Annotated in this window: 26 protein-coding genes; 9 read left to right on the top strand and 17 right to left on the bottom strand. The window is 59.1% G+C overall.

The window, feature by feature from the left end:
• Positions 1-2 precede the first annotated feature (2 nt).
• Positions 3-992: a hypothetical protein gene (locus L1A08_RS04485; RefSeq protein WP_238754666.1), complete on the top strand. Its 990-nt coding sequence runs from the start codon at positions 3-5 to the stop codon at positions 990-992.
• Between the two features lie 60 nt (positions 993-1,052).
• On the opposite strand, the gene L1A08_RS04480 is transcribed toward L1A08_RS04485, so the two are convergent.
• Positions 1,053-1,523, bottom strand: coding sequence for a carboxypeptidase-like regulatory domain-containing protein (locus L1A08_RS04480; RefSeq protein WP_238754663.1), 471 nt, complete (start codon positions 1,521-1,523; stop codon positions 1,053-1,055).
• Between the two features lie 113 nt (positions 1,524-1,636).
• Positions 1,637-2,635, bottom strand: coding sequence for a DUF1559 domain-containing protein (locus tag L1A08_RS04475; protein WP_315860549.1), 999 nt, complete (start codon positions 2,633-2,635; stop codon positions 1,637-1,639).
• 319 nt (positions 2,636-2,954) lie between these two features.
• On the opposite strand from L1A08_RS04475, the gene L1A08_RS04465 reads away from it, so the two are divergent.
• Complete coding sequence (locus tag L1A08_RS04465) at positions 2,955-3,290, top strand: hypothetical protein (RefSeq protein WP_238754661.1); 336 nt, start codon at positions 2,955-2,957, stop codon at positions 3,288-3,290.
• A 45-nt stretch (positions 3,291-3,335) separates the two neighbouring features.
• On the opposite strand, the gene L1A08_RS04460 is transcribed toward L1A08_RS04465, so the two are convergent.
• A complete protein-coding gene (locus L1A08_RS04460) occupies positions 3,336-4,667 on the bottom strand; it encodes a cation:proton antiporter (protein WP_238754659.1) in 1,332 nt (443 codons plus the stop codon).
• Positions 4,668-5,088: 421 nt separating this feature from the next.
• Here L1A08_RS04460 and L1A08_RS04455 point away from each other — a divergent pair, with 421 nt between their 5' ends.
• Positions 5,089-5,919, top strand: coding sequence for an HAD-IIA family hydrolase (locus L1A08_RS04455; RefSeq protein ID WP_238754656.1), 831 nt, complete (start codon positions 5,089-5,091; stop codon positions 5,917-5,919).
• A gap of 207 nt (positions 5,920-6,126) precedes the next feature.
• Here L1A08_RS04455 and L1A08_RS04450 read toward each other — a convergent pair whose 3' ends face one another.
• The 3 genes from L1A08_RS04450 to L1A08_RS04440 all read right to left on the bottom strand — a co-directional run bounded on the left by L1A08_RS04450 (position 6,127) and on the right by L1A08_RS04440 (position 9,232).
• Positions 6,127-6,627: a DMP19 family protein gene (locus tag L1A08_RS04450; RefSeq protein WP_238754654.1), complete on the bottom strand. Its 501-nt coding sequence runs from the start codon at positions 6,625-6,627 to the stop codon at positions 6,127-6,129.
• 179 nt (positions 6,628-6,806) lie between these two features.
• Positions 6,807-7,799 carry a prenyltransferase/squalene oxidase repeat-containing protein gene (locus L1A08_RS04445; protein WP_238754652.1) on the bottom strand — a complete coding sequence of 331 codons (993 nt, stop codon included), beginning with the start codon at positions 7,797-7,799 and terminating at the stop codon, positions 6,807-6,809.
• Positions 7,800-7,870: 71 nt separating this feature from the next.
• Entirely contained in the window at positions 7,871-9,232 is a 1,362-nt protein-coding gene (locus L1A08_RS04440) for a Gfo/Idh/MocA family protein (protein ID WP_238754650.1), read from the bottom strand.
• Between the two features lie 327 nt (positions 9,233-9,559).
• On the opposite strand from L1A08_RS04440, the gene L1A08_RS04435 reads away from it, so the two are divergent.
• Positions 9,560-10,507, top strand: coding sequence for a DUF1559 domain-containing protein (locus L1A08_RS04435; protein WP_238754648.1), 948 nt, complete (start codon positions 9,560-9,562; stop codon positions 10,505-10,507).
• Positions 10,508-10,592: 85 nt separating this feature from the next.
• Complete coding sequence (locus L1A08_RS04430; RefSeq protein WP_238754646.1) at positions 10,593-10,997, top strand: hypothetical protein; 405 nt, start codon at positions 10,593-10,595, stop codon at positions 10,995-10,997.
• A 53-nt stretch (positions 10,998-11,050) separates the two neighbouring features.
• On the opposite strand, the gene L1A08_RS04425 is transcribed toward L1A08_RS04430, so the two are convergent.
• The 3 genes from L1A08_RS04425 to L1A08_RS04415 form a co-directional block, all read right to left on the bottom strand.
• On the bottom strand, positions 11,051-11,608 hold the full coding sequence (locus L1A08_RS04425) for a DUF1579 domain-containing protein (protein WP_238754643.1): 558 nt from the start codon (positions 11,606-11,608) through the stop codon (positions 11,051-11,053).
• Positions 11,609-11,848: 240 nt separating this feature from the next.
• Positions 11,849-12,223 carry a hypothetical protein gene (locus L1A08_RS04420; protein ID WP_238754641.1) on the bottom strand — a complete coding sequence of 125 codons (375 nt, stop codon included), beginning with the start codon at positions 12,221-12,223 and terminating at the stop codon, positions 11,849-11,851.
• Complete coding sequence (locus L1A08_RS04415) at positions 12,223-13,416, bottom strand: class I SAM-dependent rRNA methyltransferase (protein ID WP_238754639.1); 1,194 nt, start codon at positions 13,414-13,416, stop codon at positions 12,223-12,225. Before L1A08_RS04415 ends, L1A08_RS04420 begins: the two co-directional genes overlap by 1 nt.
• Positions 13,417-13,569: 153 nt before the next feature.
• Between L1A08_RS04415 and L1A08_RS04410 the strand changes: the two genes are divergently transcribed.
• Positions 13,570-14,883, top strand: a complete 1,314-nt coding sequence (locus tag L1A08_RS04410; protein WP_238754636.1) for a Mur ligase family protein — start codon at positions 13,570-13,572, stop codon at positions 14,881-14,883.
• Positions 14,884-14,900: 17 nt separating this feature from the next.
• On the opposite strand, the gene L1A08_RS04405 is transcribed toward L1A08_RS04410, so the two are convergent.
• On the bottom strand, positions 14,901-15,356 hold the full coding sequence (locus L1A08_RS04405) for an EVE domain-containing protein (protein WP_390896848.1): 456 nt from the start codon (positions 15,354-15,356) through the stop codon (positions 14,901-14,903).
• A gap of 419 nt (positions 15,357-15,775) precedes the next feature.
• Between L1A08_RS04405 and L1A08_RS04400 the strand changes: the two genes are divergently transcribed.
• Positions 15,776-16,534, top strand: coding sequence for a hypothetical protein (locus tag L1A08_RS04400; RefSeq protein ID WP_238754632.1), 759 nt, complete (start codon positions 15,776-15,778; stop codon positions 16,532-16,534).
• A 227-nt stretch (positions 16,535-16,761) separates the two neighbouring features.
• Here L1A08_RS04400 and L1A08_RS04395 read toward each other — a convergent pair whose 3' ends face one another.
• The 7 genes from L1A08_RS04395 to L1A08_RS04365 all read right to left on the bottom strand — a co-directional run bounded on the left by L1A08_RS04395 (position 16,762) and on the right by L1A08_RS04365 (position 22,409).
• Complete coding sequence (locus tag L1A08_RS04395; protein ID WP_238754630.1) at positions 16,762-17,097, bottom strand: DUF2004 domain-containing protein; 336 nt, start codon at positions 17,095-17,097, stop codon at positions 16,762-16,764.
• A 252-nt stretch (positions 17,098-17,349) separates the two neighbouring features.
• Positions 17,350-18,996 (bottom strand): alkaline phosphatase, encoded by a 1,647-nt coding sequence (locus tag L1A08_RS04390; RefSeq protein WP_238754628.1) that lies wholly within the window; start codon positions 18,994-18,996, stop codon positions 17,350-17,352.
• A 105-nt stretch (positions 18,997-19,101) separates the two neighbouring features.
• Positions 19,102-19,593, bottom strand: coding sequence for an ArsI/CadI family heavy metal resistance metalloenzyme (locus L1A08_RS04385; protein ID WP_238754626.1), 492 nt, complete (start codon positions 19,591-19,593; stop codon positions 19,102-19,104).
• Between the two features lie 8 nt (positions 19,594-19,601).
• Positions 19,602-20,027 carry an arsenate reductase ArsC gene (locus L1A08_RS04380; protein ID WP_238754624.1) on the bottom strand — a complete coding sequence of 142 codons (426 nt, stop codon included), beginning with the start codon at positions 20,025-20,027 and terminating at the stop codon, positions 19,602-19,604.
• A 17-nt stretch (positions 20,028-20,044) separates the two neighbouring features.
• Entirely contained in the window at positions 20,045-21,277 is a 1,233-nt protein-coding gene (gene arsB, locus L1A08_RS04375; RefSeq protein ID WP_238754622.1) for an ACR3 family arsenite efflux transporter, read from the bottom strand.
• 33 nt (positions 21,278-21,310) lie between these two features.
• A complete protein-coding gene (locus tag L1A08_RS04370) occupies positions 21,311-21,784 on the bottom strand; it encodes an arsenate reductase ArsC (RefSeq protein WP_315860570.1) in 474 nt (157 codons plus the stop codon).
• Positions 21,785-22,016: 232 nt separating this feature from the next.
• Positions 22,017-22,409, bottom strand: a complete 393-nt coding sequence (locus L1A08_RS04365) for an ArsR/SmtB family transcription factor (RefSeq protein ID WP_238754620.1) — start codon at positions 22,407-22,409, stop codon at positions 22,017-22,019.
• Between the two features lie 62 nt (positions 22,410-22,471).
• Here L1A08_RS04365 and L1A08_RS04360 point away from each other — a divergent pair, with 62 nt between their 5' ends.
• Both L1A08_RS04360 and L1A08_RS04355 read left to right on the top strand, forming a co-directional pair.
• On the top strand, positions 22,472-23,281 hold the full coding sequence (locus L1A08_RS04360) for a ZIP family metal transporter (RefSeq protein ID WP_390896847.1): 810 nt from the start codon (positions 22,472-22,474) through the stop codon (positions 23,279-23,281).
• Between the two features lie 110 nt (positions 23,282-23,391).
• Positions 23,392-24,849: an arylsulfatase gene (locus L1A08_RS04355; RefSeq protein WP_238754618.1), complete on the top strand. Its 1,458-nt coding sequence runs from the start codon at positions 23,392-23,394 to the stop codon at positions 24,847-24,849.
• Positions 24,850-24,868: the final 19 nt, after the last annotated feature.

Genomic DNA, 24,868 nt, shown 5'->3' with positions numbered 1-24,868 from the left:
CGATGAGCACCGTTGCTGCGCCTAATAAACGCTATCTCATCGGCCTGGATGAGGCTGGTTACGGGCCGAAGTTGGGGCCGCTGGTGATCGGAGCCACACTCTGGTCAGTTCCAGCGCGACTGCCTGTCGACTCGCTCTGGGAAAAACTGGAGCAGGTGCTGACCAACCGGCCCTCCCGTGACGATTCCCGACTGCATGTCGGCGACTCCAAAGAGGTTTATTCCTCGAGCCGCGGACTGGCTGCGCTTGAACGGTCCGTCATGAGTCTGTTCCATGCCCTCGATGTCCCCGTGCAAAACCCGACCGATCGACTTGGTTTCGCCGGGCTGGTGAGCACGCTGCTGGGAGGTTCCCTGCCCCATGCGTTCGACCGGCAGCCCTGGTATCAGTGCGAAGACTTCGGTTTGCCACTGGCGGCTGATGAGTCGGAGATATCTCTGGCCTCTTCAACGGTTCGCCGCGGTTTCACACAGTCGCGCGTTCGGCTCGAAGCCGTTCGGGTGCGGGTGGTTTGTCCAGAGGTCTTTAACGAGTTGACCGTGAAGTATGGCAACAAGAGCGAAGTCCTCACCCGGGAAACACTCGCCCTGCTGCAGAACATCTGGCCGGACGACGCGGCGAAGGTCGAAGTGATGGCCGACAAACATGGCGGACGGAATCGATACCTGCCTTATCTGACCGAAGCCTTTCCCGATCACTTTTTCATGACCGAAGCGGAGTCGCAGAAGTTGAGTCGGTATCGTTGCCAGAACATCTCTCTGTCCTTCTCCGTGAACAGCGAACGCTACCTTCCGGTCGCCGTCGCTTCGATGATGGCCAAGTACGTGAGAGAGCTGTGCATGGAACAGTTCAACCGTTACTGGAGCGAACACTGTCCAGCCGTGAGAGCCACTCGCGGCTACCCGGTCGATGCCAGCCGCTTCCGGAACGAGATCGAAGAGACGTGGCGTTCGATGAACCTCCCGGAAGCAATCCTCTGGCGCGAGCGCTAAGTCGATACGCCCTCGAGCTGAACGCCAGAACCGACATTGTGGGGGCGGCTGCAGCGAACTTTACGGGCGGGATTTGAGTTCGTAGTCGGCGAGGACGGGTTCGGCTGCGACGGTCAGGACGTACTTGCTGCCGGTTTCGCTGGCCGCCGTGAGATGGGGAGGCAGGCTTTCGACGGCTCCGACGTCGGCGGCGGTCTGTCCTTCGGGAATCGGGCTGCCGTCGGGCATCGCGATTTTGGAGAAGGTCACGCTATACGTTCCCGGCTCCACGCCTTCGGTTTGCGAGTACTGCTTCGCGGTGAACTTGCCCGCTGCGTCCGTGACGCCGTACGCGCCTTGAGTGGTCGTCCCTTTGGTGGGCTGGAAATTGACGGCTGCGTTCGCGAGCGGTTCGCCATCGAGCAGAATGGTGCCCGTGACGGGGATGAGGATCTTCTCCGGGCCGGTCTCTTCCGAAGCAAAGCAGCCGGTCAGGAAGATCAGGGTGAAACAGGCCAACACGAGGCGGTGGGAGTGGGCGAAGGAAACCATGGAGCGATTCTTTGTCTTCACAGAGGTCAGAGAGAAGACTCCCCGCTGGCGGGGATGCAGCCAGCGGGGAGCGGTCGGTCATCAAAGGAGTGTTACGGGGATCGCTGCTCGAATTACAGCTCGCCCATCACCTGGCCATCGGCAATGCGGGCCAGATAGCGTCGCGTGTTGGTGTCGATGTTCTCCGAAATGAAGCGGACAGAACCGTCGGCCAGGGCGACCTGAATGCCTCCCTGATGCAGCGAGCCGGGTTCGCCCCATTCTCCGTTGCGGCCGTACTGATACTGCTGATCGGGCGGCGTCCGCCAGGAACAGCAGCGGAAGTTGTTAATGCCTCGCGAAGCGGTCAGGTTCACGCCTTGTCCCACGTGCGAGGAGCAGCCCCATGAGAGCGTTTCACCATCGTCGACTTCGAGGGTCGTTTCTACGAAGGCGACCGTATTCGATGTCCCGTCTTTGATGTCCCGCATCTTGCTCCGCGAGTTGAGTCCGAACAGAGCCCGCGTCGTTTGTCCGGTCGACGACCACAACGTGCCGCCATTGCCGTAAGCGACACTGAATCCGTAGGAGGCCCGGTAGGAATCGGTCACGCCGCAGCCATACGAGGCATTCGCCGAGCCATACGTAGCCGAACCGGAATCGGAAGGACAGAGGAAGACTTCGACCCGCGTCTTCGAGAGATTCAGGTTCGTGTTGACGTTGGGATCCGTGCCGCCCGCCACCACGCCGCCGCTCTCATTGCGAATGCCATAGGCCCAGCTGTGGTTGTACTGATCGTACAGCGCCGGCTGCTCGAGGTACGGAAGCAGCAGCACGTAGCCGGAATGGTTCAGCACGTTCGAGCCTGTCGGCGTGCCGGCGTTGGACGAGGCGTTGGCGGTCGAGTAGGGAAAGACGCTGTGCACATCGTGATAGTTGTGCAGGGCCAGACCCATCTGTTTCAGGTTGTTCTTGCAGGAGCTCCGTCGAGCCGCTTCGCGGGCCTGCTGAACGGCCGGAAGGAGCAGTGCGACAAGAATAGCAATGATCGCGATCACTACTAGAAGTTCAATGAGCGTGAAGCCGGAGGGCTTGTGGAGAGTGCGGCCCATGTCCGCAGACTTGCCAGTCATTCCGTAGGTCTCCTGATAGAAGGTCCAGAAAAAGCGAAAAAGAAATCGGCCCTCGTCGAAGAAAGCAAGTCGCCCGGGCATCGTTGCCTATCCTCAATGCATGATTGAGACGCTCAATCCCTCACAGACCGCTTACTTTCTTCTGGAAGCGGCACACGCATCTTGCATGCCGAACGCCTGCGGCATTTCCGCTCATGGAGGATCGTTCAGGAATGGCGGGCCCCGGGCAAGGGTGTTGTGATAGGATGAAAGGTCCGCGAAAGGAGTTCGGTGGGATTGCGGGCGATCTGCGGAAGCCATCTTGTTCCGGGGAGTTCAGATGATCAAGTTTCGCAAATCCGATTATCGGCTCGAGCGAGTCCCTCAGATGGCGTTGTTCTGGTCAGCCATACTGATTCTGCCGGTGGCACTGGCGAGTGCAGCGTTCATGGTCTTCTCGCCGTATGCGCTCATGCTGATCTTTCCGGAAGGCAAGTACATGCCGTTCCTGTATCGCGGGTTCCCGCTCATTGTTTTCGGATTTTGGGGCCTCGGAGTGTGGGGGGCTCACCGGTGGCATCACTCCTGGCCGACGAGCGGACTGCTGACCCTCGTGGGGATCATGCTGACGATCTTCTCTCCCTTCGGCTTCTACCTCGTCTTTGTGTTTCTTTGACGAGCAGCAGCCCGGCTCACCGAATCTCGCTCACGAACCGACTGGTCACGACTTTTCGCTGGCTTCCTCAGGTGAAGACTGGTCTTCGTCTGTATGCCGGCTATAGAAGTTCATCAGCGGGGTGACGGTGATACCGTGAACCAGAATCGACGTGGCGATCGTGGCGAAGGCGAGATTGACGACCGTTTCGACCGGCGGGGAATGGAAGCCGTGTTCGATCGCATACGTGAGATAATAGATCGAGCCAATCCCCCGGATGCCGAACCAGGCGATGTAGGCTCGCTGAATCCGTCGGATCGGCATGCCCGCAATTGCCAGCAGAACGGCGACTGGCCGGACTACGAGAATCACTGCCGCGACAGTGGCGACGAGTTGCCAGCTCGCCATTTCTGGTCGCAGCAATGCGCCGATCAGGATGACGAGAGTCACTTCGGCGAAGTGTTCCAGATGCGAATTGAAGTTCACAATCGCCTCCGCCAGATAGGCCGGAGCCGTTTCTTCCGCAGTCGCGAGCTGCTCCTCGGTTTCCGCTCCGGCGGCGTTTCGCAGAGACTCGCTCGGCGGTTGGGTTTCGGCTCTTCGTTCGAGATGTCGCAACGCCAGTCCGGCTGCAAAGACGGCCAGGAATCCATAGGCATGCATCCACAAAGCGGCTCCGTACGAGATCGCGATCAGCCCCACGCCGAGGAAATTGTTGAGACCGAGAGCTTCCTCCTGACGACGCAGGTACAACACGACATGTCCGACTGCGGTTCCCAGAGCCGCCCCGATACTCAGCCCCGCGAGCACAGCCCAGATGACATCGACCATCCACCACCGCCAGCCCCAGTCGCCGAGTTCGTGCAGACCCAGCAGACCCAGACCGAGCATGACAAACGGAAAGGCGGCTCCATCGTTGAAGCCGGCTTCCCCCGTCAGGACGAACCGCAACGGATCGTCGTCCGTGGAATGCTTGACCTGAACGTCGGAGGCGAGGACGGGATCTGTCGGGGCGAGCACGGCTCCCAGAATGACGGCTGCTCCAATCGGCAATCCGATCAACACGCCCAATCCGGCGATCAGACCGATCGTGAGCACCATTCCCAGCGTCGCCAGAGTCAGCGACAGGCCCCATTCCCGGCGGTCGAATGGCAGCCGCAACTGCAGGCCGGCCGCGAATAGAGAGATGATGACCGCGACTTCAGTGAGCCGCTCGATCAACGCGGCATCCCGAATCAGTTCGAGCTCCACCAGTCCGATCCCCATCGGGCCGAGCAGGATTCCGAGAACTAGACAGACCACAGAAGTGCTTAACGGCAGGCGGCTCAAAAATGAGGATGTGAGCGCAAGGATGATCAGAATCGCTCCGACCGCGACAAACCAGGGGACTGCACTCACTGGGGACTCCTCTTCTCTAGGTGAATCTCCCATCATAGGCGGCCGAACCGCGTGCACCAGCCGGATTCCGGCCAGGCAGATTTCAGAATCGACTTGCGCAATTCCGGGCGGAGACGTCCGCGCAGATACGCAAACGTATCGACATGAATTGCGTCGCCTGAACAGATGACGGCGTCGGGCCCTCCTGTCGGAGGCATCCGGGAATTTTTCGAAACCCCACGTATCACACGACTTCAGAAATAATTCTGCCAGTAAGGCGTCGGTAACATCGGTTGATGGCACACCATCTGCGATGAGGTCTGTTGCTCAACGGCGCGGTGCTCGCGTTCCCTCCCCACTCAGTGATGCGGCGACTCCCCGGCATCACCCCACCAACACGGGCTCCGTTTCCACAACGGAGCAAGCGACAAGGAGCAAGGATATGAAGAGGACCCTGACCTCTCAGCACGGGCTGTTACTCGACATGGATGGCGTGATTTATCGAGGCAGCGAACTGATTCCCGGAGCCGACGAATTCGTGGGCCACCTGCTGGACGTTGGCCTTCCGTTTTCGTTTCTCACCAACAACAGCCAGCGAACCCGCAGAGATGTCGCCACGAAGATTCGGCGGATGGGCATGCCGGTCGAAGACTATCATGTCTACACCTGCGCCCAGGCGACCGCCACGTTTCTGTCCGAACAGAAGCCGAACGGCACGGCGTATGTCATCGGCGAAGGAGGACTGCACAGCGCTCTGCACGACGTCGGCTACTCGATCGTCGATTCGCATCCCGACTACGTCGTGGTCGGCGAAGGTCGCACCTTCACGATGGAAATGCTCGAACGAGCCTGCAACCTGATCAAAGGCGGCGCCAAGCTGATCGCCACCAACATGGACCCGAACTGCCCGACCCAACATGGACTGCGTCCCGGCTGCGGGGCGATTGTTGCCATGCTGGAATCGGCAACCGGCATGAAAGCGTTCAGCGTCGGCAAGCCGAGCCCGATCATGATGCGTTCGGCTCGCAAGGAACTCGGACTTTCGGCGTCACAGACCACGATCATCGGCGACACGATGGAAACCGACATCCTCGGCGGTGTCCAGCTCGGCTACCAGACCGTTCTCGTCCTCAGCGGCGGCACCCGTCGTGAAGACCTGAAGAACTACGCCTTCCAGCCGGACCTCGTCGTCGACTCCATCGCCGACCTCGACCTCGACATGCTCATCAGCCCGGAACCCCACCTGACCACCGCCATGCATTCCGTCGGATAGAAAACCCGGGTGCCATGCCCACGCTCGCGTGGGCATGTTTATTTCGATGATGCAGTGTCCGAAGGGTGCCACTGGCGTCCCGCCAGTGCTTCATGGGATGTGATACCGATTCAATCATGTGGTTGATTGTTAAGCCGCACTGGCGAGACGCCAGTGTCACCCGCCGATTGTGTCGTCGCGATCGTGGTTGCCTCTCAGCCTTCATCGTCAGCTCGCATGTCCAATGGCGGCTTCGAACACGTCCGCATGAGTCGCGACGAATTTCGTGGCATGGCGGCTAATTTTTGAATAGTCGATCTCCGATTCAATCGTGTCGATTTCGGCGCACGCTGCGTCCCATTTGTCGCCATGCAATTCGGAAAAACTGGTCACCGCGAACAGACCCAGACCGGAGCGTTCCTGCTGGATGGCCTCACGCGTCATTCCAGCGGTCTCGGCAATATCGAGTATCTGTTGAAGTTGAGCGGCCTCGGGATCACAACCAATGATCTGTAAGGCTCTAACGATTTCATGAGCGAATCGCCCGGTACTGTTGCCTAGAAAGTTGTTTATCCCATTTATCGAGACTTCAGAATCGAAGTCAATGATCAGCATGATGACCGATAGGGGATTCGAGAGATCGCGAATCGTGCCATCCTCGCGCGAGTGAATTAACGGAGGCTCATAGATCATGATCGAGTATTGTTCGATTAAATCGTTTGGATTCATCGCAGCGATCTGCCTTTCTGCGAAACGTTATTGTACTAGCGGGAGCTGGCTGCACCGTGACCTGACCAGCGAATCTGTCCAATCGATTCCATTGTTGCTCTCGTAGGTCAGGCACCGCCTGACGCGATTGCTTCGAACGACGTTCAGTGCTCGTCAGGCAGTGCCTGACCTACGGCTGATTACTCCATCGTCTCGAGCAGAGCGATTACCGCCCACGCCGTGCCCCAGTAGGTGGCGGTTTCTTCCACCTGATCCTTCTTCTTCGTTTTGGTGCCGTGGACGGGCCAGGAGCCGTCTTCGGTCTGGGTGTTGATGAGGTACTGTTGAGCGCGGACGATTGCCGGATCCTGCGAATCAACGCCGACGGCTGCGAGTGCATACAGGGCCTGGCCGGTGGCGAGGGCGTCGCTTTCGGCGTCGATCAGCCAGCCCCAGCCGCCGTCTTCCCGCTGCAGCGATCGCAGTTGTTCCAGCTCCATTTCGCGAACCGACTCGTTGTTCTCCATATCGGCCAGCAGCAGACGGACAGCGTGCCATTCCGAGCTGACAGCCGGTTTGGCCTCAGCGATCCACGCCTTGGCGCGCTCAATCGCCGCGTCCACTGCCGTGGAGTCACCAGCCGTGTGGAGGGCGAGGAGGTTCCACATCGTACTCACTTCGGCGGTTTCGCGTTTGGGACGTTTCTGCATCGGCAGCTGACCGGCGGCAACCCAGGAGCCGTCTTCGAGTTGAGTTTTCAGAATCAGTTCGACGAACTGCTGCTGTTCGTTCTCCTTCATCGGCACGGCTGTCCCGGCCCGATGTCCGAGCAGAAGCTGAGAGAGTCCATCGATGTTAGTCTCGCCGGAGATCTTTTCAGTCTCCGGATTCGGTTCCAGCGACTTGGCTACCGACCAGTCGAGCCAGGTGCGGGCCCTGGCTTCGGTTTCTGAAAAGCCCCGGGAAGCCGCGGCATTATAGCTCCAGCTCTGAAAGCTGACGCGATGACACGAAACGCAATCCTTCTCCTCAATCCAGGCGACGCCAGCCGTTTCAAGATAGGGGAGACTCTTCGCGATCGTGTTTCGGAGTGATTCGGGGGAGACTGCGGGAGTCTCTTCGGCGAACACGCCCTGCGCAATCAGACAACAGAAGCTGAGGATGAGCAGCGGGAGGCGAACGGTAGTGTTCATGGTTGGTGCTCTGGAAAGTGATTGGAAAGCGCATGCCCACGCGAGCGTGGGCATGGCACCCGATGATTGGTTTAGCCCTTCAAGCTCCAGCCTTTTCGGGGTTCTCTGCTGAGGTACTGGTTGGCTGAAGAGACGTTGGTCACCTTCATCGCTTCGGCGTCCCAGTGAATCTTCTGGCCGGCTCGGAAGGCGACGTTGCCGAGGTGGTTGGCTTCGGTCAGTGGGCCGGCGTAGCTGAAGGGGCTGCCGGTCGGGGTGCCGTTCTTGCAGGCGTTGACCCATTCCTGATGCTGCCCCGGGGAGTCGCCAAGGAACTGCTCGGGCGGCTCGTAGTCCTTGAACTCGCCTTCAGGCAGCAGGACGTGTTTGCCGTAGTCGGAGAGCAGCATCCCTTTCGTGCCGATGAACAGCACGCCGTTGCCCCATTGCGGAATCTCGCCCTTTGTCCAGATCTCCGGCTTGTCGGCTCCCTGATACCAGGTGAGCGAACAGGGGGGCAACTTTCCGCGGGAGCCGTACTCGTATTTCACGTGCATCGAAGCGGGGGCGATCTCGGGATGCGGTTCCGGGCCGAACGCTTCCACAGTCAGCGGAGCATCGAGCTGCATCGCCCAGTAGGGGAGATCGACCCAGTGGCTGCCGAGGTCGGACATCGTGCCGTTGCCGAAGTCCCACCAGCGATACCATTTCGGGCCGGGGAAGTAGACGTTGTTAAACGGACGCTCTTTCGCAGGGCCGAGCCACAGGTCCCAGTTCAGATAATCGGGAATCGGATCGGCTTCAGTCGGACGCTCCATGACATGCACGCGGTCCTTGTTCTTCGCGGCGTCTTCAGCCGACTGGCGTCCCCAGGCACGCGAGACCCAGACATGACATTCGGTGACATCGCCAATCGCACCAGACTGAATGGCTTCGACCACGCGGCGGTAATTGGAGCCGGCGTGAATCTGCGTTCCCATCTGCGTGGCGACATTGGCCTTGGCGGCGGCCTGCGTGATGAGCCGGGCTTCTTCGACGTTATGCGTCAGCGGCTTCTCGCAATAGACATGCTTCCCACGAAGAAGAGCCGGCATCGTCGCATAAGCGTGTGTATGTTCGGGCGTGCTGACGACGACGGCGTCGATGTCGTCTGTGCCGTCTTCGTAGAGTTTGCGGAAGTCGATGTACTTGCGGGCCTGGGGGAAGAGCCGGGCGGCGTTCTGCAGGTTCTGTTCGTTCACATCGCAGAGAGCAACGACGTTGACATCTGGATCGGCGGTCACTTCTTTCAAGTTCCGTCCGCCGCGTCCGCCAACGGCGATGAAAGCGACGTTGAGTTTCTCAAGTTGACTGGCTCTGAGAATGGCGGGCGACCCGAACGTGGCGAGAGCCGCAGCTCCCGCAGCAGACTGAAGAAAACCTCGACGAGACGTCTGGAAGGAAGCAGCTGGCATAATCGCTCTCCGATAGGGGGGACGGTTGAGGGTGGTTTGCCGATGTGAAAATCATAACCGAATCCGAGGTGGCGTTCCCAGCCTGAGGCGGAGAAGTCGCAGTGGCACGGGATGTGCGTTATTGCCTTCCAGATTGATTACGCCTCCTTTTTCTCCGGTGAATCCTTCCTTTTGACCTCACGAGACTCGATTCCTGCCTCACTGAGACGACCAGGAATTAAGCAGCTTTGCAGAAATGAGCAGCAGTCTTCGCGGGTCTGAAACTGAAACTTTCCCTCCGACCGAATTCATTCCGTAATTTCCTGATCGGGCAATAAGGACATGTTGATGAAACGCTCTCCACACTTCTCACGCGGCTTCACGTTGATCGAACTTCTCGTTGTGATCGCGATTATTGCTATTCTTGTAGCTCTGCTGCTTCCGGCCGTTCAGCAGGCGCGCGAGGCGGCTCGCAGAACTCAGTGTAAGAACAACCTGAAGCAGCTCGGACTGGCGCTGCACAACTATCACGATGTGCACTCAGTCTTTCCTCCCGGCGGACTGCAGGTGACAAGCTATCGCATCGGCTGGGCCGCCCGCATCTTCCCGTTTCTGGAAGAAGGGGCGATGTATGATGAGATGAATTCACTGTCGCCAGATGCACTCGTGACATCGACGCCGTACCGTTACACGTCGGCTCCGCACTATGGCGATTCGGTTCCTTACACGACTCCCGTTCCGACTCTGGCCTGTCCCTCGTCTCCGCTCGGAAACACGAGCCCGGACATTCAGCACTCGACCCTCACCTGGCTCGTCAGTCATGGCGCAATGCATTATCGCGGCAATGGTGGTTCGTCCGATGTAGGGATCATCGCCGGTTCGAGTTCGAGCCGCGATTACAGCACGTCGGGAATTATCTATCCCACCAGTAAGGTGCGGATGGCCCACATCACCGACGGAACGACCAACACGATCCTGCTTGGCGAATCGTCCAGTTCAAAGGGTTGGACCGATGCCCAGAAGAAGGGGTGGGGCGGAATTCAGCCGTGGACTTGGGGCTATTACTACTACTCGGGAGGCGGCTTCCTGCAGATCGACAACAAGTACATTCAGTACCCGATCAACTACACCGGTTCATTCGCCACGAACAACACGCCGTTCACGAGTCCCCACGCTGGGGGTGCTCACTTCCTGTTCTGCGACGGGAGCACGCAGTTCCTCAGCGAATACATGGACCTGGACGTGCTGAAGCGGCTGTCGACCCGCGGTGAAGGCGAAGTGATCGGCGAGCTGTAAGGCCCGCTGATCAACGTCAAGGTTTCTTCCTTTACACTTCGTTCAAAGAGTTCCACTTATGTTTGGTCTATTGCGTTCTTGCGTTGTGTCGTCTGTTAGTCTCGCTGTTATCCTCACCGGTCTGGTCGGGTGTGAATCGTCCAGTGATCTGGCCCAGACCGCGCGGGTTCAGGGGACTGTCAGTTATCAGGGCAAGCCGGTGACCACCGGCACGGTGATGTTTATTCCGGTGGGGGGCGGTCCGCCGGCGACCGGCCAGATTCAGCCCGACGGGTCTTATGTCATGAAGACATATTTCAGTGCCGACGGCGCTGTCCTCGGGGAGCACAAGGTGACAATCACTGCTCTCGATATGGGGACGGGACTGCCGGAAGACGAGGCGACCGAGCCGAAGGCGTTGATTCCGGAAAAGTACAGCCGGGATGCGACCTCGGGACTGACCGCCACGGTCGGTGATGACGAAAACGAAATCGACTTTCCGCTGGAGTAACACGACTTACGGGAATCTGCGATGTCCGAACGACGGGCATCGCCTCCCGCGAGTTACTTCACACGCTGCCCGGTTCCCTGCATGAAGGTGATCCACTGGCCATCCTTACCGAGCATGCGTGAGGAAATGAGGACCTCGTCGTCGGACTTGAACTCGTAGATGTCCTGGAACTGCATCATTTCGCCGCCAGCCATAATGTTGGGCCCTTCGGCGGAGAGTGTCAGCGTCGTCCCCGATTCGTTCAACGTTCCTTCATACTGCCACATGTGGTTGGTCATCGAATCGACCCAGGTGCCGACGAACTTCTTCTTTTCCGGATCGTAGCCGATCGTCTGGACGCCGCGGCACGTCATGCCGCCCGCTTCGCTGATCATCTCGTTCAGCACCCAGAAGCCGCCCAGCATCTGCGATTTGATCGTGCCCGAGCATTCCATCGCTGGCATATTCGGCCCGGCTTCCGCTTTGGCCTGAGTCTTCCAGGTCCCTTCAAACTTCTTCAACCACTGATGCTCCTCAGCCGGCTGCGGGAGTTGAGGCGTTTCCTCGGCGAGCAGAGTTCCGGCCAGCAGGAACAGAAGCATTGTCGAAAGACAGATCGTACGCGGATTCATCGCAGAACTCCCTGAAGAGAAGTATTGAGGTCAACACTCAGTAGACGATCGGCCCGGATCGAAATCGACAGGCGGTCGAAAATTCTTGCCGATTCTTCAGACTACTGTCTCGTTGAAATATGTGCAGCAAGAAAGTGGTGTGATATCTCCCGAGTCTCAGAATGCTGTAAGAAGCGATTGCCGCCTTCTGGGAGAGCGGATGGCAAGCGTGCGGAGGAGACGGAATGATCACGGCGGCAGCTATTTCTCAGTGCGTATTCTCCGGGAACAGATTTCAATCAGCACTCCCATCAGAAAGCCACAGAGTGTCCCGGTTGCGATTGTGACTGCGCGAAGATAGTAGATGGACTGCAGCGGTTCGCCCTTCAGCATGGGGGCCAGATCGAAGTAGCCAATCAGACCGCCTGAAATTGTCAGGACAACGATCCAGCCAGCCCGAATCCAGATTGCGAGCAGCGAGAGGAGCGCCAGGACTGAAAATGCGAGCGCGAACCGTGGATACTCGAGGCTGCCGGCTGCGATTGTGGCGGTGAAGATGGTCAGGATTCCCAGGCAGACTGTCGGCCCGATCCGCTTTCGCGGTCGTCCACTCGTTGCTTCAGGAATCTCGGGCATCATTCCACCACGCAGATCAGACACTTCAGGTAAGCACTCTCAGGGCAGAAGACGTTGACCGGATGGTCCGGAGCCTGGCCGCGATCTTCGAGGATGCGGAGGAAGCGGCCCGACTCCACAGCGGCTGAACGGAGCGTATCGAGGAACTCGTCGTGAGACACCAGCCCCGAACAGCTGCAGGTGACGAGAATTCCACCCGGGTTGAGGCGTCGCAGAGCCGCGACGTTCCACTTGAAGTAGGCTTTGAGAGCCCGGTCAATGCCCCGGCGGCTGCGGGCGAACTTTGGCGGATCGAGAATGATGCCGTCGTATGTTTTGTTGCCCGACGTCAGATACTTCAGAGAGTCGGCTTCGACAAATTCACAACGGTCGCTCAGTTCGTTGAGACGTGCGTTCTCTTCGGCCAGCTGGAGTGCGGCTGCCGAGGAATCGACTCCCGTGACGTGCGTCGCGCGACCATGCTTCAGGGCATTGAAGGTGAACCCCCCGGTGTAGCAGCAGACGTCGAGAATGTCTCCCTGCAGATAACGGGCCGCCGCCCGGCGGTTGTTTCGCTGGTCGTAGTAGAAGCCGGTCTTCTGACCTTCCTGCAGGTTGATGTTGTAGTCGATATCGTTCTCGACGATGAACAGCGGCGAGGGAGGTGGATCACCCAGCAGCGAGCCATCCTGCAGGATCAACCCTTCGGCAGCCGTCATGCCTTTCTCGGTTCGCAGGTAGATTCCAAGCGGGTCGAGCTGATCGTCGAGTTCCTTGACGAAGATGTCTTTGCGAGTCGCCAGAGCCTGACTCGTCATTTGAACGCTGAGCCAGTCGCCGAACCGATCGACAACGAGCCCCGACAGGCCGTCGGCTTCACTGAAGACCATGCGGCAGGCGCGGAACGAGTTCTCATCGGGAAACAGCTGACGGCGGAGAGCAACGGCGGCTCGGATTCGGTCCTTCCAGAACTGCTCATCGAGTGGCTGGTCGATATTCCACGAGTAGAGCCGCACGCGGATCTGGCTTTCGGCGTTGTAAAGCCCGCGGGCAATCCCCTTCCCTTCGCGGGAGACGAGCAGAACTTCGTCGCCGACTTCGAGTCCGTCGGGGATCTCGGCGATGGCGCCGGCGAAGACCCAGGGGTGCCCGGAATAGAACGGCTGAGCGCGCTGCGGCTTGAGAACGATCTGCGGCAGATTCGGCAACGACATGAGCTTGTCTTCTAATCGACACGACGAAATGAGGAGAACGGGAGCGCCCGACTTTGTGATCAGTCGTACCGAGCTGTAAGATGTGCGTGGGAACGGGTGTAGAATAGCAATCTTGAAGAACAATCAACAGTATTCCCGCGGAGAGCAGCGAACGTGGATTGGGAGGGGAAACGGATCTGTGCGCTCGGGTTAGGTCGCTTCGGCGGGCAGCTCGCAGCCATTGAGTATCTTGCTCGAGCCGGTGCGGACATTCTCGTGACCGACAGCGGCGATCCGGCCTCGCTGCGGGACTCCCTCGATCGCCTCGCCGATTACCCGCAGGTTCGCGTCCAGTTCCGGCCCCAGGTCGAAGACGACGTGCAGGACTGCGATGCGGTTCTGGTCTCCCCGGCCATTCTTCCCCGGCACCCCTGCGTGCAGGCGGCCATCGCTCAGAAAATCCCGTTGCTGACCGAAGTGGGCCTGTTTCTCGAGGCCTGTCCGGCTCGTGTAATCGCCATCTCCGGCACGGTCGGGAAATCGACCACCGGGGCGATGTTGACTCATATCCTGAGAGCAGGTGGTCTGGGAGTCCATTTCGGCGGGAATATCGGTTCCAGCCTGCTCCTTAAGCTCGCCGAAATTCACAACGAGGACTTCGTCGTTCTGGAGTTGAGCAGTTTCCAGCTGCATTACCTGCAGGCGCAGTCTCCCCGCTTTATCGCAGCCGCCCTGACCAACCTCAGTCCGCACCATCTCGAATGGCACGTTTCGTTCGAGAACTATCGCGACGCCAAAGCGGGCCTGTTCGCAGCACAGACACGGAACGATGCCGCCATCCTTCCCCGCGAGGTCTCAGGACGCGAATGGCCGGGTGAAGCAACGCGGATCTATTTCTCTCAGGTCCACTTTCCGGAAGTCCCGGAACATTGGCCGGAACACGATTGCCGCAACGCGGCTGCCGCCTTGAGCATTGCCGACTGGCTCGGTGTGGATGTCGCCGCCAGTCGGCGCGCTCTGCACTCGTATCGCGGATTGCCCCATCGACTGCAGCGGCTTCCGAACTCGTTGCAGCGAATCGTCATCAACGACTCCAAAGCGACTTCGCCCATGGCGACTCAGGCCGCTCTTCAGTCGTTGACGGGTCCGGGCTGGCTCGTGCTCGGCGGGGCCAAATCGGCGGACGACACCGACGAGCTTTTGCAGAGCATTGTCCGCTGCCCGCATCTTCGCGGCGTCGCCTGTATGGGACCGGCTGGCGAAACGCTGATCGAGGATCTGCACGAACTCTCCCCTCAACTGCAGTTGGGAGAAGCCGAGACGCTCGGCGAAGCCTGGGACTGGTGCTGGCGGCATTCCGCAGACGGTGACACACTTCTCCTCTCGCCGGGATTCCCGAGCTTCAACGAGTTCATGCATTACGAAGCCCGGGGAGATTGCTGGGAGCAACTGCTGCGGGAAACCGAGGACGAGCACCGGCAGGCGTAACCGGCACGTCGATTCGCCTACGGTTTGACGTCGGCGAGTCGGTGAACTGCTTCCCATTCTTCTTCGGTGACTGGCTGCACCGAAAGCCGGGAGCCCCGGGCGAGCACCATCATGTTCTTCGTGACCGGATCTTCCTTGAGCATGTCGCGCGTGACTGGCTCGGGGAACTTCTTCACCAGTTTGATATCGACCATGTACCAGGTCGGGTTGTCCGGATTGCTCTTGGGATCGTAGTGCTTCTCGACCGGATCGAACGCGGTGTGATCGGCGTAGCCTTCCTTCACCACTTTGGCCGTGCCGGCGATGACGAGCGGATCGCAGTTGCTGTGGTAGAACAGGACACCATCGCCCTTTTTAATGTCGTCCCGCAACATATTCCGGGCCTGATAGTTGCGGATGCCGTCCCAGAAGGTCGTCTTGTTCTTCTCGGCAGCCAGATGATCAATGGAATAGCAGCTCTCTTCTGATTTCATCAGCCAGTAACGGCGGCCGGTCGATGGCGAGGAAGTCGAAGCAGCTTTGGAAGCGGTCTTTTTCTTGGCAGGCATGTCGTCAGAGATCAGTTTGGAGTCGTTGTCGAAAAACTTGGAAAAACAGGGCTGCATTATGCGCCGCACGTGCCCAAAATTCAGTAGTGGCAGCGAATTTCGGCAAATAAACACTCGCCGTTATGTTTGTTCGCTGGTAAGATGGGGCGTGATATGACATCCTTCCTGCGGGAGATTGGACGGTACAGAACGTGCATTCCGGTCTCCATCTCACCAGTTGATGGTGCCACGCGACCCCACCCTCCGGAAGCCTGCCGTTTGCGGCGTGCGCGGAGCCCCCACCGGTGCGGTCGGCTTAAATCGTGAAACATTCTAGAAGAGATCTGAAAGACGAGGAGTTTCTCATGAGAAAATCTCTGGCATTCAGCCTGATGCTCGCTGTTGTTGCAGCCGCCGCGCCCTGTTTCGCCGAAGGCTGGGGAACAGTCACCGGGAAGATCGTCGTTAAGGGCGATGCCCCCAATCCGCCGGAACTGGTCGCCAAAGGCGCCAATGTGAAAGATGCTTCGGTCTGTGCCGTGAATGCCGTTCCCGACCGCTCGGTCGTCGTCGGCGAGAAGGGCGAACTGGCGAACTGTTTCGTTTACCTGTATCAGCGTCGCGGCACCCCGGACATTCATCCGGATCTGGAGAAGTCGGCCGAGCCGAAGGTTGTCTTCGACCAGAAGGGCTGTGAATTCTTCCCCCGCTCGCTGGTCGTGCGGACCGATCAAAAGGTCAACGTGATCTCCAACGATGCCTGCGGACACAACGTTCACACTTACCCGCTGAAGAACTCGCCGCACAACCTGCTCGTCGGTGCCAACGACACCAAGGGCGTTGAGCTCGAGTACCCGCAGAGCGAACTCCTGCCGATGCAGGTCAAATGCGACATCCACCCCTGGATGACCGCTTACTGGCTGGTCGTCGACCATCCGTACGCCGTCGTCTCGAACGACAAGGGTGAGTTCAAAATCGAGAACGTGCCGGAAGGCGAACACACCTTCCGCATCTGGCACGAACGCGTCGGCTACATCGAACGCGGCCTCGACGTCGAAATCAAAGACGGCGAAACCGTCGACGTCGGCACCATCGAAGTCGACGCCGACGACCTCGAAGGCTAATCGCCGCACTGCGGTTGAAACGACAAATCACGCCTGTGCAAACAGGCGTGATTTTTTTGTGCGCGGGGTGCGCCTCCAACTGTAGGGCAGGCTCCCGCCTGCGGTTCGTGGAATGCTCCAAACTCGCGTGCTGTTGTCAACGGAAGTGGTGGACCAAACTTCTCATGCCCATCGACTCTGCATCGGGGCTCACACGAAGCCGCAGACTCTCCGACGGTGGCACGCAATCAACTTTCCATCGTGATGGACTCGATCTGCCCGTCGTCGGTGAAGTAGACCGAGATCATGTAGTTGGTTGCGTCGGCTGGGAGAGTGAAGTCGAACGTTTGAATTCCTTCCTCGTCGTCCTCATCCCAGTGGTCAGCGAGGACGAGGAGGTCAAGCACCTGCTGATCCGTCGGCTGGGGCGTCCCGGCGTGTTCTTGCCAGTAAGCCTCTTCAATCTCTTCGAGATGGTGAGAAACGAAGAGGGTGACTGCGTCGTCGCCCTCAGCGAACGCCTTCTGGATGGCGTCCAAAGCCGCGGCTGTTCGCCGTGTGATTTCCGCTTGATCCTGACCCACCTGGACGCTCCTTAGATTTCTGTCGGACGCTGAACGACCTGGAAACGTTGTCACCGCGTTTAACAAGTGTGAATCTTACCACAGAGGCACAGAGAATACAGAGATCCCCTGCTCGACGGACACGATTTGCATCAGCACTTCGCCGTGACCTCTGTGCCTCTGTGGTTGACCTGAACTTCCATCGCGCAAGCGGCTCTGCGGCGCACAGCCGTGTTTATAGCACGACGAGGAATTGGTACCTCAAGACGCAACTTACTTTTGGGCGGGGGCGACCAGAAGTTCGGGCTGCTCAAGGACGAGGTAGTGGCCGTGGTCGGCGGTGACGATCAGGAGCGATTCGTCCCAGTTGCTTTCGGCTTCGACCCAGTCGGTGATCACCTTCACGGCTGCATCGCCACTCAGGACCGCTCCGATGGAGTTGTCGATATTGTTGTCGTGGTTGGCCCAGTCGACGTCGCCGGCTTCGACCATCAGCCAGAACGGCTGGTCTTCATGCGAAAGTACACGGATCGCCTGACGGGTGAAGTCACTCAGCGTCGGGTTCTCTTTGATGTCGCCCTCGGAGTACTCCTCTTTCTTGTTGGAGCGTCCGACCGTTGGAGTGAAGTCGCCGTTGGCGGTCTGGAATGGCAGGTGGCCCTTGGCGCTGCCGAAGAAACCGAAGAGGCGCTTGCCTTGATCGATGGCGTCGGTCGCTTTCACTTCCAGCAGTTCCGGGCCGGGCATGCCTTCGGTGCGAGTCGCGACCACATAGTTGCCGCCGGAGCGGACATCGATCGCCAGCAGATCCTGCTCGGCCAGATACGCGTTGCCGGGGACGAAGTTCTCGCCCTGTCCGGAATCCTTGTTGCGTTCCACGCCGTAGCCGCACCCGATGAGAACATCGAGCCCCGGCCAGGTCGATTCCGGATGGCTGACCGATTTGAGTCCGAGCAGATCGCGCGTCAGATCCTGATAGTCATCGCGGGCGACATTGTGAGCGTAAGCGGCTGCCGGGGTGGCGTGGCTGATCGGCACGCTGGTGACGGCTCCCGCCTTCATGCCTCGCAGTTGAGCGATGCGGGCGATCGTCGAAACCTGCATACCTTCCGGATCGACGTTCACACTCGAGTTGAACGTCTTGATTCCGGCTGTCATCGAACTGGCCGAGCTGGAGGAGTCGGTGTAGGCGTGGCGGAACGTCTCGTTCTCCGCTTTGCCGACGAGGTACTGCAGATCGGTCGAGGAGGACCACGGAAACTCGCCAGCGATCTCGGCTGCATAGCCGCCAAAGTTGGGGTTCACATCGTAGGCGACGGTCTGTTTGTCGACATCGATTTTGATGTCGTCGGCCCAGGGGGAGGTGACCATCCAGCCGAACTGTGTGTTCCCGCCAGCCGTGTAGTCCTGCATATGCAGTCCAGAACCGCGACCGGAATCGTAGGCGACTTTCCCGGTCTTGTGGATGCTGGCGGCTCGGGTTGTCTGCCAGTCCATGCCATCGAAGACAACCAGAAAGACGTGCTTCTTCCCGGCTCGCAACGCGGCGAGCTGAATGTCGTAAATGTTGGTCTGATCGAAATAGTCGGCTTTGGGGTTCACGGTGCCGTCGGGAACCCGGCCGTAAATCTGACGCACGGCTGCCGGATTCCGATACGGACTGTTTGCTCCCTGATAAGACGTCAGATCAACCCCCGGACCGGCATTGAGCGTGCCGAACGTGTAGACCGGAATCAGACGGTTCGAGTGGGTGCCCCACAGTTTGTAGTTGTCCTGTTCCCACCCCCAGTGGCCAAACTCGGCCTGGCCATCTTCAATGGCTTTCGTCTGCAGATCGCGGACATGATCCTGCGCGATCGCGGCGGAAGAACAGAGCAGAACGGCCAGTGAGAACAACAGCAGCGAGAATCGGCGGGGCATGAGTCGAATCCGGGCGGGGGGGGAGCGGACGGGTCTTTCGTACCATCGTATGCTTGTGGACCGGGGGGCGGAAATCAAGCCACCCGTCGGTGGAACAGCATTCATTCAGGAAGGGGACGACGTGGAACAGCTGTCGAGCGAAACGGTCTCCGGACCACAGCAGCCCGCCTGAGCATACAGCTCGTCTTTGGCGTCAGCCTGCAGAACGACAAAGACTTCCCACTTGTGCCCGTCCGGATCGATCGCCCAGACTTTATCCTGCACCGCGTAACAACAGGTGGTCGCTTCTTCGGTGATGGTCCGAAAACCGGCCTTCTCGAATCGCTCCTTCGCCGCGTGCACTTCAGCGACGCTCTTCACCTGAATGCCGAAATGAGCCGACGCGCCTTGGACGGCAAAGTCTTCGGTCACTTCATTCAGCGTCAGATTGACCGAGGGGTCAACCGGTTCGAACTTTGCGTAGCGGGGGCGTTCTTTGCTCGGTGCGGTACCGAGCAGGAGTTCGTAGAACGGCTTCGATTTCTCAACACTCTTCACGTTGAGTGCGATGTGGAGACGGAACTGACCGGGAAAATCGACGGCGGATTGCTGAGTCATGGGTCACCTCACTTGGTGGAAGGATTATCGAGGTACTGTTGAATGCGCTCGCGGATCTCGTCGCGGACGCGGCGGAAGACCACCAGCTGTTCGTCTTCGCTGCCGGTGGCGTGAGCCGGATCGAAGAAGGGCCAGTGAAAGACTTCGCCGCCACCGGGGAAGACCGGACAGGCTTCCTGGGCGTTGTCGCAAACCGTGACAACGAGATCGAAAGGCTCCTCGCGGAACTGATCGAGCGACTTGCTCTCGTAGTTCGAGATGTCGATATCGAGTTCCTGCATCGCTTTCACGGCCAGAGGGTGCACATAGCCGGCGGGCTTCGACCCGGCCGACTCGGCCTGCCATTCGCCATTGCCGAGCGTCTGCCAGAGAGCTTCGGCCATCTGGGAACGACAGGAGTTTCCGGTGCAGAGAATCAGGACGCGTTTACTCATGAAATCAAAACCCTGTGTCAGGAGATGGGGGACGTGGTGACGGTTTCCGGTTGCGGCTCGCGTTCGTTCGTGAACCAGTTCTGAGTCCGAAGGCAGACACGAACAAGCAGCAGCATCAGCGGGACTTCAATCAGGACCCCAACCACGGTGGCCAGAGCCGCCCCGGAAGAGAGTCCATACAACATGACCGCAGTCGCGATCGCAACCTCAAAGTGATTCGAGGCGCCAATCATCGCCGTCGGAGCGGCGTTTTCATAACTGAGGCCCATCATCAGGGCAGCCGCGTAGGCGACAGCGAAGATGAGCACGGTTTGAATCGTCAGTGGAATGGCGATCCAGAGGATCGTCAGCGGATTGGAGAGAATCATTTCTCCCTTGAAGGAGAAGAGCAGGACCAGTGTGGTCAGCAGCGCGACAATCGTAACCGGCGTGAGGTAATGCAGAAACTTCTCGCGGAACCAGTCTTCTCCCTTTGCGGCGATGATCCACTTCCGCGACAGAAACCCGGCGACCAGCGGCAGGGCGACATAAACCGCGATCGACAACAGCAGCGCCTCCCACGGCACGGGGAGTTTGCCGACGCCGAGCAGAAAGCCGCCGAGGACGCCGTAGAGCACGAGCATCGTCAGCGAGTTAATGGCAACCATTACGAGCGTGTGTCCGTCGTTGCCGCGAGCGAGGTATCCCCACACGAGCACCATCGCGGTACAGGGGGCGATGCCGAGCAGAATGCAGCCGGCGAGATAACTCCGCCAGAGCGGCACTTCGAGCATCTTCGCGCCGTTAATCAGAACGACTTCGCCCGAGCCGTACTGGGCTCCGACGGCGAGGTCCTGTCCGAGCGGCAGCTTCACATGATCGACGGCGTCCGGGCCGATGAATCCAAGAAACAGTGTTCCCAGAAAGAAAGCGGCGATCGCATACATTGTGAACGGCTTGATGAGCCAGTTAATAACGAGTGTCAGCCCGACTGGCTTCATCGCCTTGCCGGCTCGGACCACTTCGCCAAAATCGATTTTGACCATGATGGGGTACATCATGAAGAACAGGCAGAGGGCAATCGGAATCGAGACGACCGGTGCGCCGTTGACCATTAGCGCCATGCCATCGAGTGACTGCGCGACGCCGGGGGCGAACTTGCCGAGCAGAATCCCGGCAACGATGCACAGCGCGACCCAGAGTGTGAGATAGCGTTCAAAGAAACCCATGGAACCAGCCGGTTCTTCGGTGGCGGGACAGGGAGCGGACATGCTTTTTCTCCTGGTGTGTGGCTGCCTTGAATGTTACTGCGGTGGAGCAGGCGAGATTCCCGACTCATGGCTGGAGTTCGGGATGGCCTGAAGCCATTCGAGGATCCGTTGTTCGATCTGATCGCGTACGTCGCGGAAGGCCTGCAGGCGTTCTTCTTCCGTTCCTTCAGCCGCAGCGGGATCGGGGAAGGGCATGCAGAACGACATGAGAGCAAACGGCCAGACCCGCGGGCAGGATTGCTCGGCATTCTCGCAAACGAAAATGACATATCGAGCGGGGATCTTGCCGAGGTACTCAGTGAGTGATTTCGAGTGCTGCCCTTCCAGGCTGATGCCGACTTCGTCCATGACGGCGATCGTCAGTGGATGCACGCCTTTCGGCTCCAGCCCGGCACTGCAGGCTTCGAACCGATCGCCGGCGTGGGTTCGCAGGAAGGCTTCGGCCATCTGGCTGCGGGCGGAGTTACCCGTGCAGAGGAAAAGCACGATCGGTTTGTCGGAATTGATTTCCACGTTCGTCCCTTCAAGTTGAATTTCGCGGTCAGGGAGACGGATTACGAATGACTGGTGAGTTCGAGGGCCCAGCGTGAGATGCTCATGATGCAGAGAATCAGAATGAGCAGCGGCGCCAGGAACCGACCCACGCCCCGGCTGGTGTCCTCCGTCATCTCCCTAATCCTCTTTCCGAAATGGACGCATTGCCAAATCGCCATATAGCCATGTAAATGGCGAAAAAAATTTATTCGACCGACGCCCGTCGCATCGTGAGATCGGTTAACAGGACCGTTTCCATGCAGTTGAAGAAGCCATCGAGGCAGCCGCACTGCAGGTTGTAGTAACTCAGAGCGCCCTCTTTCCGAACGCTGACCAGTCCGACGTCCTTCAGGACCGCCAGATGCTTGGAGACCGTCGATTGATCGGCTCCGACCGCTTCCGTCAGTTCCCCGACGCACATTTCCCGCTGCTGGAGAAGATCGAGCATATACAGACGGCTCGGATGAGCCATCGCTTTGGCGATCTTCGCCCGGGCTTCGTAGCGTCGGCGGTCTTTTTCGCTTATGGTCATATTGCCATGATCGGCAGCCGAGGGCGTTTCGTCAAGGGAATCTCGTCCGCTGAGATGATTCTTCACGAATCACTGAGCTCCATTACAATCGGGTTTTCGAGTTCGATCTTCCGGAGCAGCTTGTGATGATGGACTGGTTTCTCGCACTCAACCCGATTCTCCAGGCTCTGATTGCGGGGCTGGGAACCTGGATGCTCACGGCTCTCGGTGCCAGCTGTGTCTTTTTCACCCGCAGCGTGAATCGCAAGCTGCTCGATTCCATGCTCGGATTTTCCGGCGGCGTGATGCTGGCCGCCAGTTACTGGTCGCTGCTCGCTCCCGCGATCGAGATCTCGGAACAGGGGCCGCTGCCGAGCTGGTTTCCGCCGGCGGTCGGGTTTCTGCTCGGCGGAGGAGGAATCTGGGCCTTCGATAAACTGCTGCCCCATCTGCACTTAGGGAAGTCGATTGAAGACGCCGAGGGGCCGCGGACGACCTGGCGTCGAGCCGTGCTGCTGGTGACGGCCATCACGCTGCACAACATCCCGGAAGGACTTGCCGTCGGCGTCGCCTTTGCCGGGGCTCTGTCCGGACTCGAGGCGAGCAGCACGGCTGCCGCGATTGCCCTGTCGATCGGCATCGCGATCCAGAACTTTCCGGAGGGAATTGCGGTCGCAATGCCGCTGCGAGCCGAGGGGATGAGCCGGGGCAAGAGTTTCTGGTACGGCCAGCTCTCCGCACTCGTCGAGCCAGTCGCGGCGGTGATTGGAGCAACCGCGGTCGTCTTCGCTGCCCCGATTCTCCCCTACGCCCTGAGCTTTGCCGCCGGGGCGATGGTCTTCGTGGTGGTCGAAGAACTGATTCCGGAGGCTCACGACGGAGGTCACATCGATCTGGCGACCATCAGCCTGCTCGTCGGCTTCACTGTCATGATGATTCTCGATGTCGGTCTCGGGTGACGGGCCGGCTTCGCATGTTCGGCTTCTGATGGATCGTTGACGCGTGCGATCGTTCCGTTGATACTGGCGGGAACCCATTGCGAAATCATTCTCGAAACGGAACTCAGCCCATGTTGCATACACTCCGGTTACGTACGTCCCTCTTTTCTCTGCTGCTTGTCGCTGCCGCTCTGGTCATTACCGGCTCGGTGGCTTCCGCCGCGGAACCGTCGAAGCCGAATATCATTTTCATCCTCGCCGATGACCTCGGTTACGGCGACCTCGGCTGCTACGGTCAGGAGAAAATCAAGACGCCTCATCTCGATCAGATGGCCGCCGAGGGGATGAAGTTCACACAGTTCTACGCGGGAGCCACTGTCTGTGCTCCCTCCCGCTGCGTGCTCATGACCGGACTGCATACGGGCCACTGTCAGGTGCGGGGAAATGGCTCTTCGGACAAGCAGAAACTGCGGGATGAAGACGTGACGATTGCCGAAGTTCTCGACGATGCCGGCTATTACAACGCTCTGATCGGCAAATGGGGCCTTGGCGAGCCGGGGGGCGGAGAAGCCGGTTTCCCCAGCAAGCAGGGCTTCGACTACAGCTTCGGCTACCTCAGCCAGCATCACGCTCACAACTACTATCCCGAGATTCTCTGGCGGAATGAAGAGAAGGTGCAGCTCCGGAACGTCGTCGAGAAAATGAAAGTCGGCGAATGGGGAGCAGCCGGTTATGCCACGAAGCGGGTCGATTATTCCCACGATCTGTTCATGGAAGACACGCTCAGCTATCTCGATGAACGGAAAGATGGCCAGCCCTTCTTTCTGTATCTCGCCCTGACAATTCCCCACGCCAACAACGAAGGGACTCGCGGCACCGGCAACGGCCAGGAAGTGCCCGACTACGGCATTTACGCCGATAAGGACTGGTCCGATCCCGATAAGGGACAGGCCGCAATGATCACGCGGATGGATTCCGGCATCGGCCAGATGTTCGAGAAACTCAAGCAGCTCGGCATGGATCAGGACACGATCGTCATGTTCACCTCCGACAACGGGCCGCACAAAGAAGGCGGAAATAATCCGGACACCTTCGATCCGAACGGCCCGCTCAAAGGCATGAAACGGGATCTGACCGAAGGGGGCATTCGAGTCCCGTTCATCGTCCGCTGGCCGGGCAAGGTGAAGGCGGGAACGGTTTCCGATCACATCGGCTACTTCGGTGACTTCTTCGCGACCGCCTGCGATCTGGCCGGCGTGGAGACGCCGCAGGGGCTCGACAGCATTTCGTTCCTGCCCGAACTGCTCGGCAAGTCGAAGCAGCAGAAAGAACACGACTATCTGTACTGGGAGTTCTACGAACAGGGGTCCCGACAGGCGGTTCGTCAGGGCAAGTACAAGGCGATTCGCCAGCCGATGTTCGATGGCGATGTGCAGCTGTATGATCTCTCCAAAGATCTCGGCGAGGAGAACAACATCGCCGATGAGAACCCGCAGCTCGCGAATAAGATGGCCGGAATCATGGACAAGGCTCACGAGCCGCATCCGGCCTGGAAAGTCGGCGGTCGCAAGTCCTCGAACAAGAAGTAGTCTGTCGGTTTGAGCCGAC

Source organism: Rubinisphaera margarita (assembly GCF_022267515.1).
Classification (GTDB): domain Bacteria; phylum Planctomycetota; class Planctomycetia; order Planctomycetales; family Planctomycetaceae; genus Rubinisphaera; species Rubinisphaera margarita.
The sequence above is the reverse complement of the archived record's forward strand: the minus strand, read 5'-3'. Positions and strand labels throughout refer to the sequence as shown.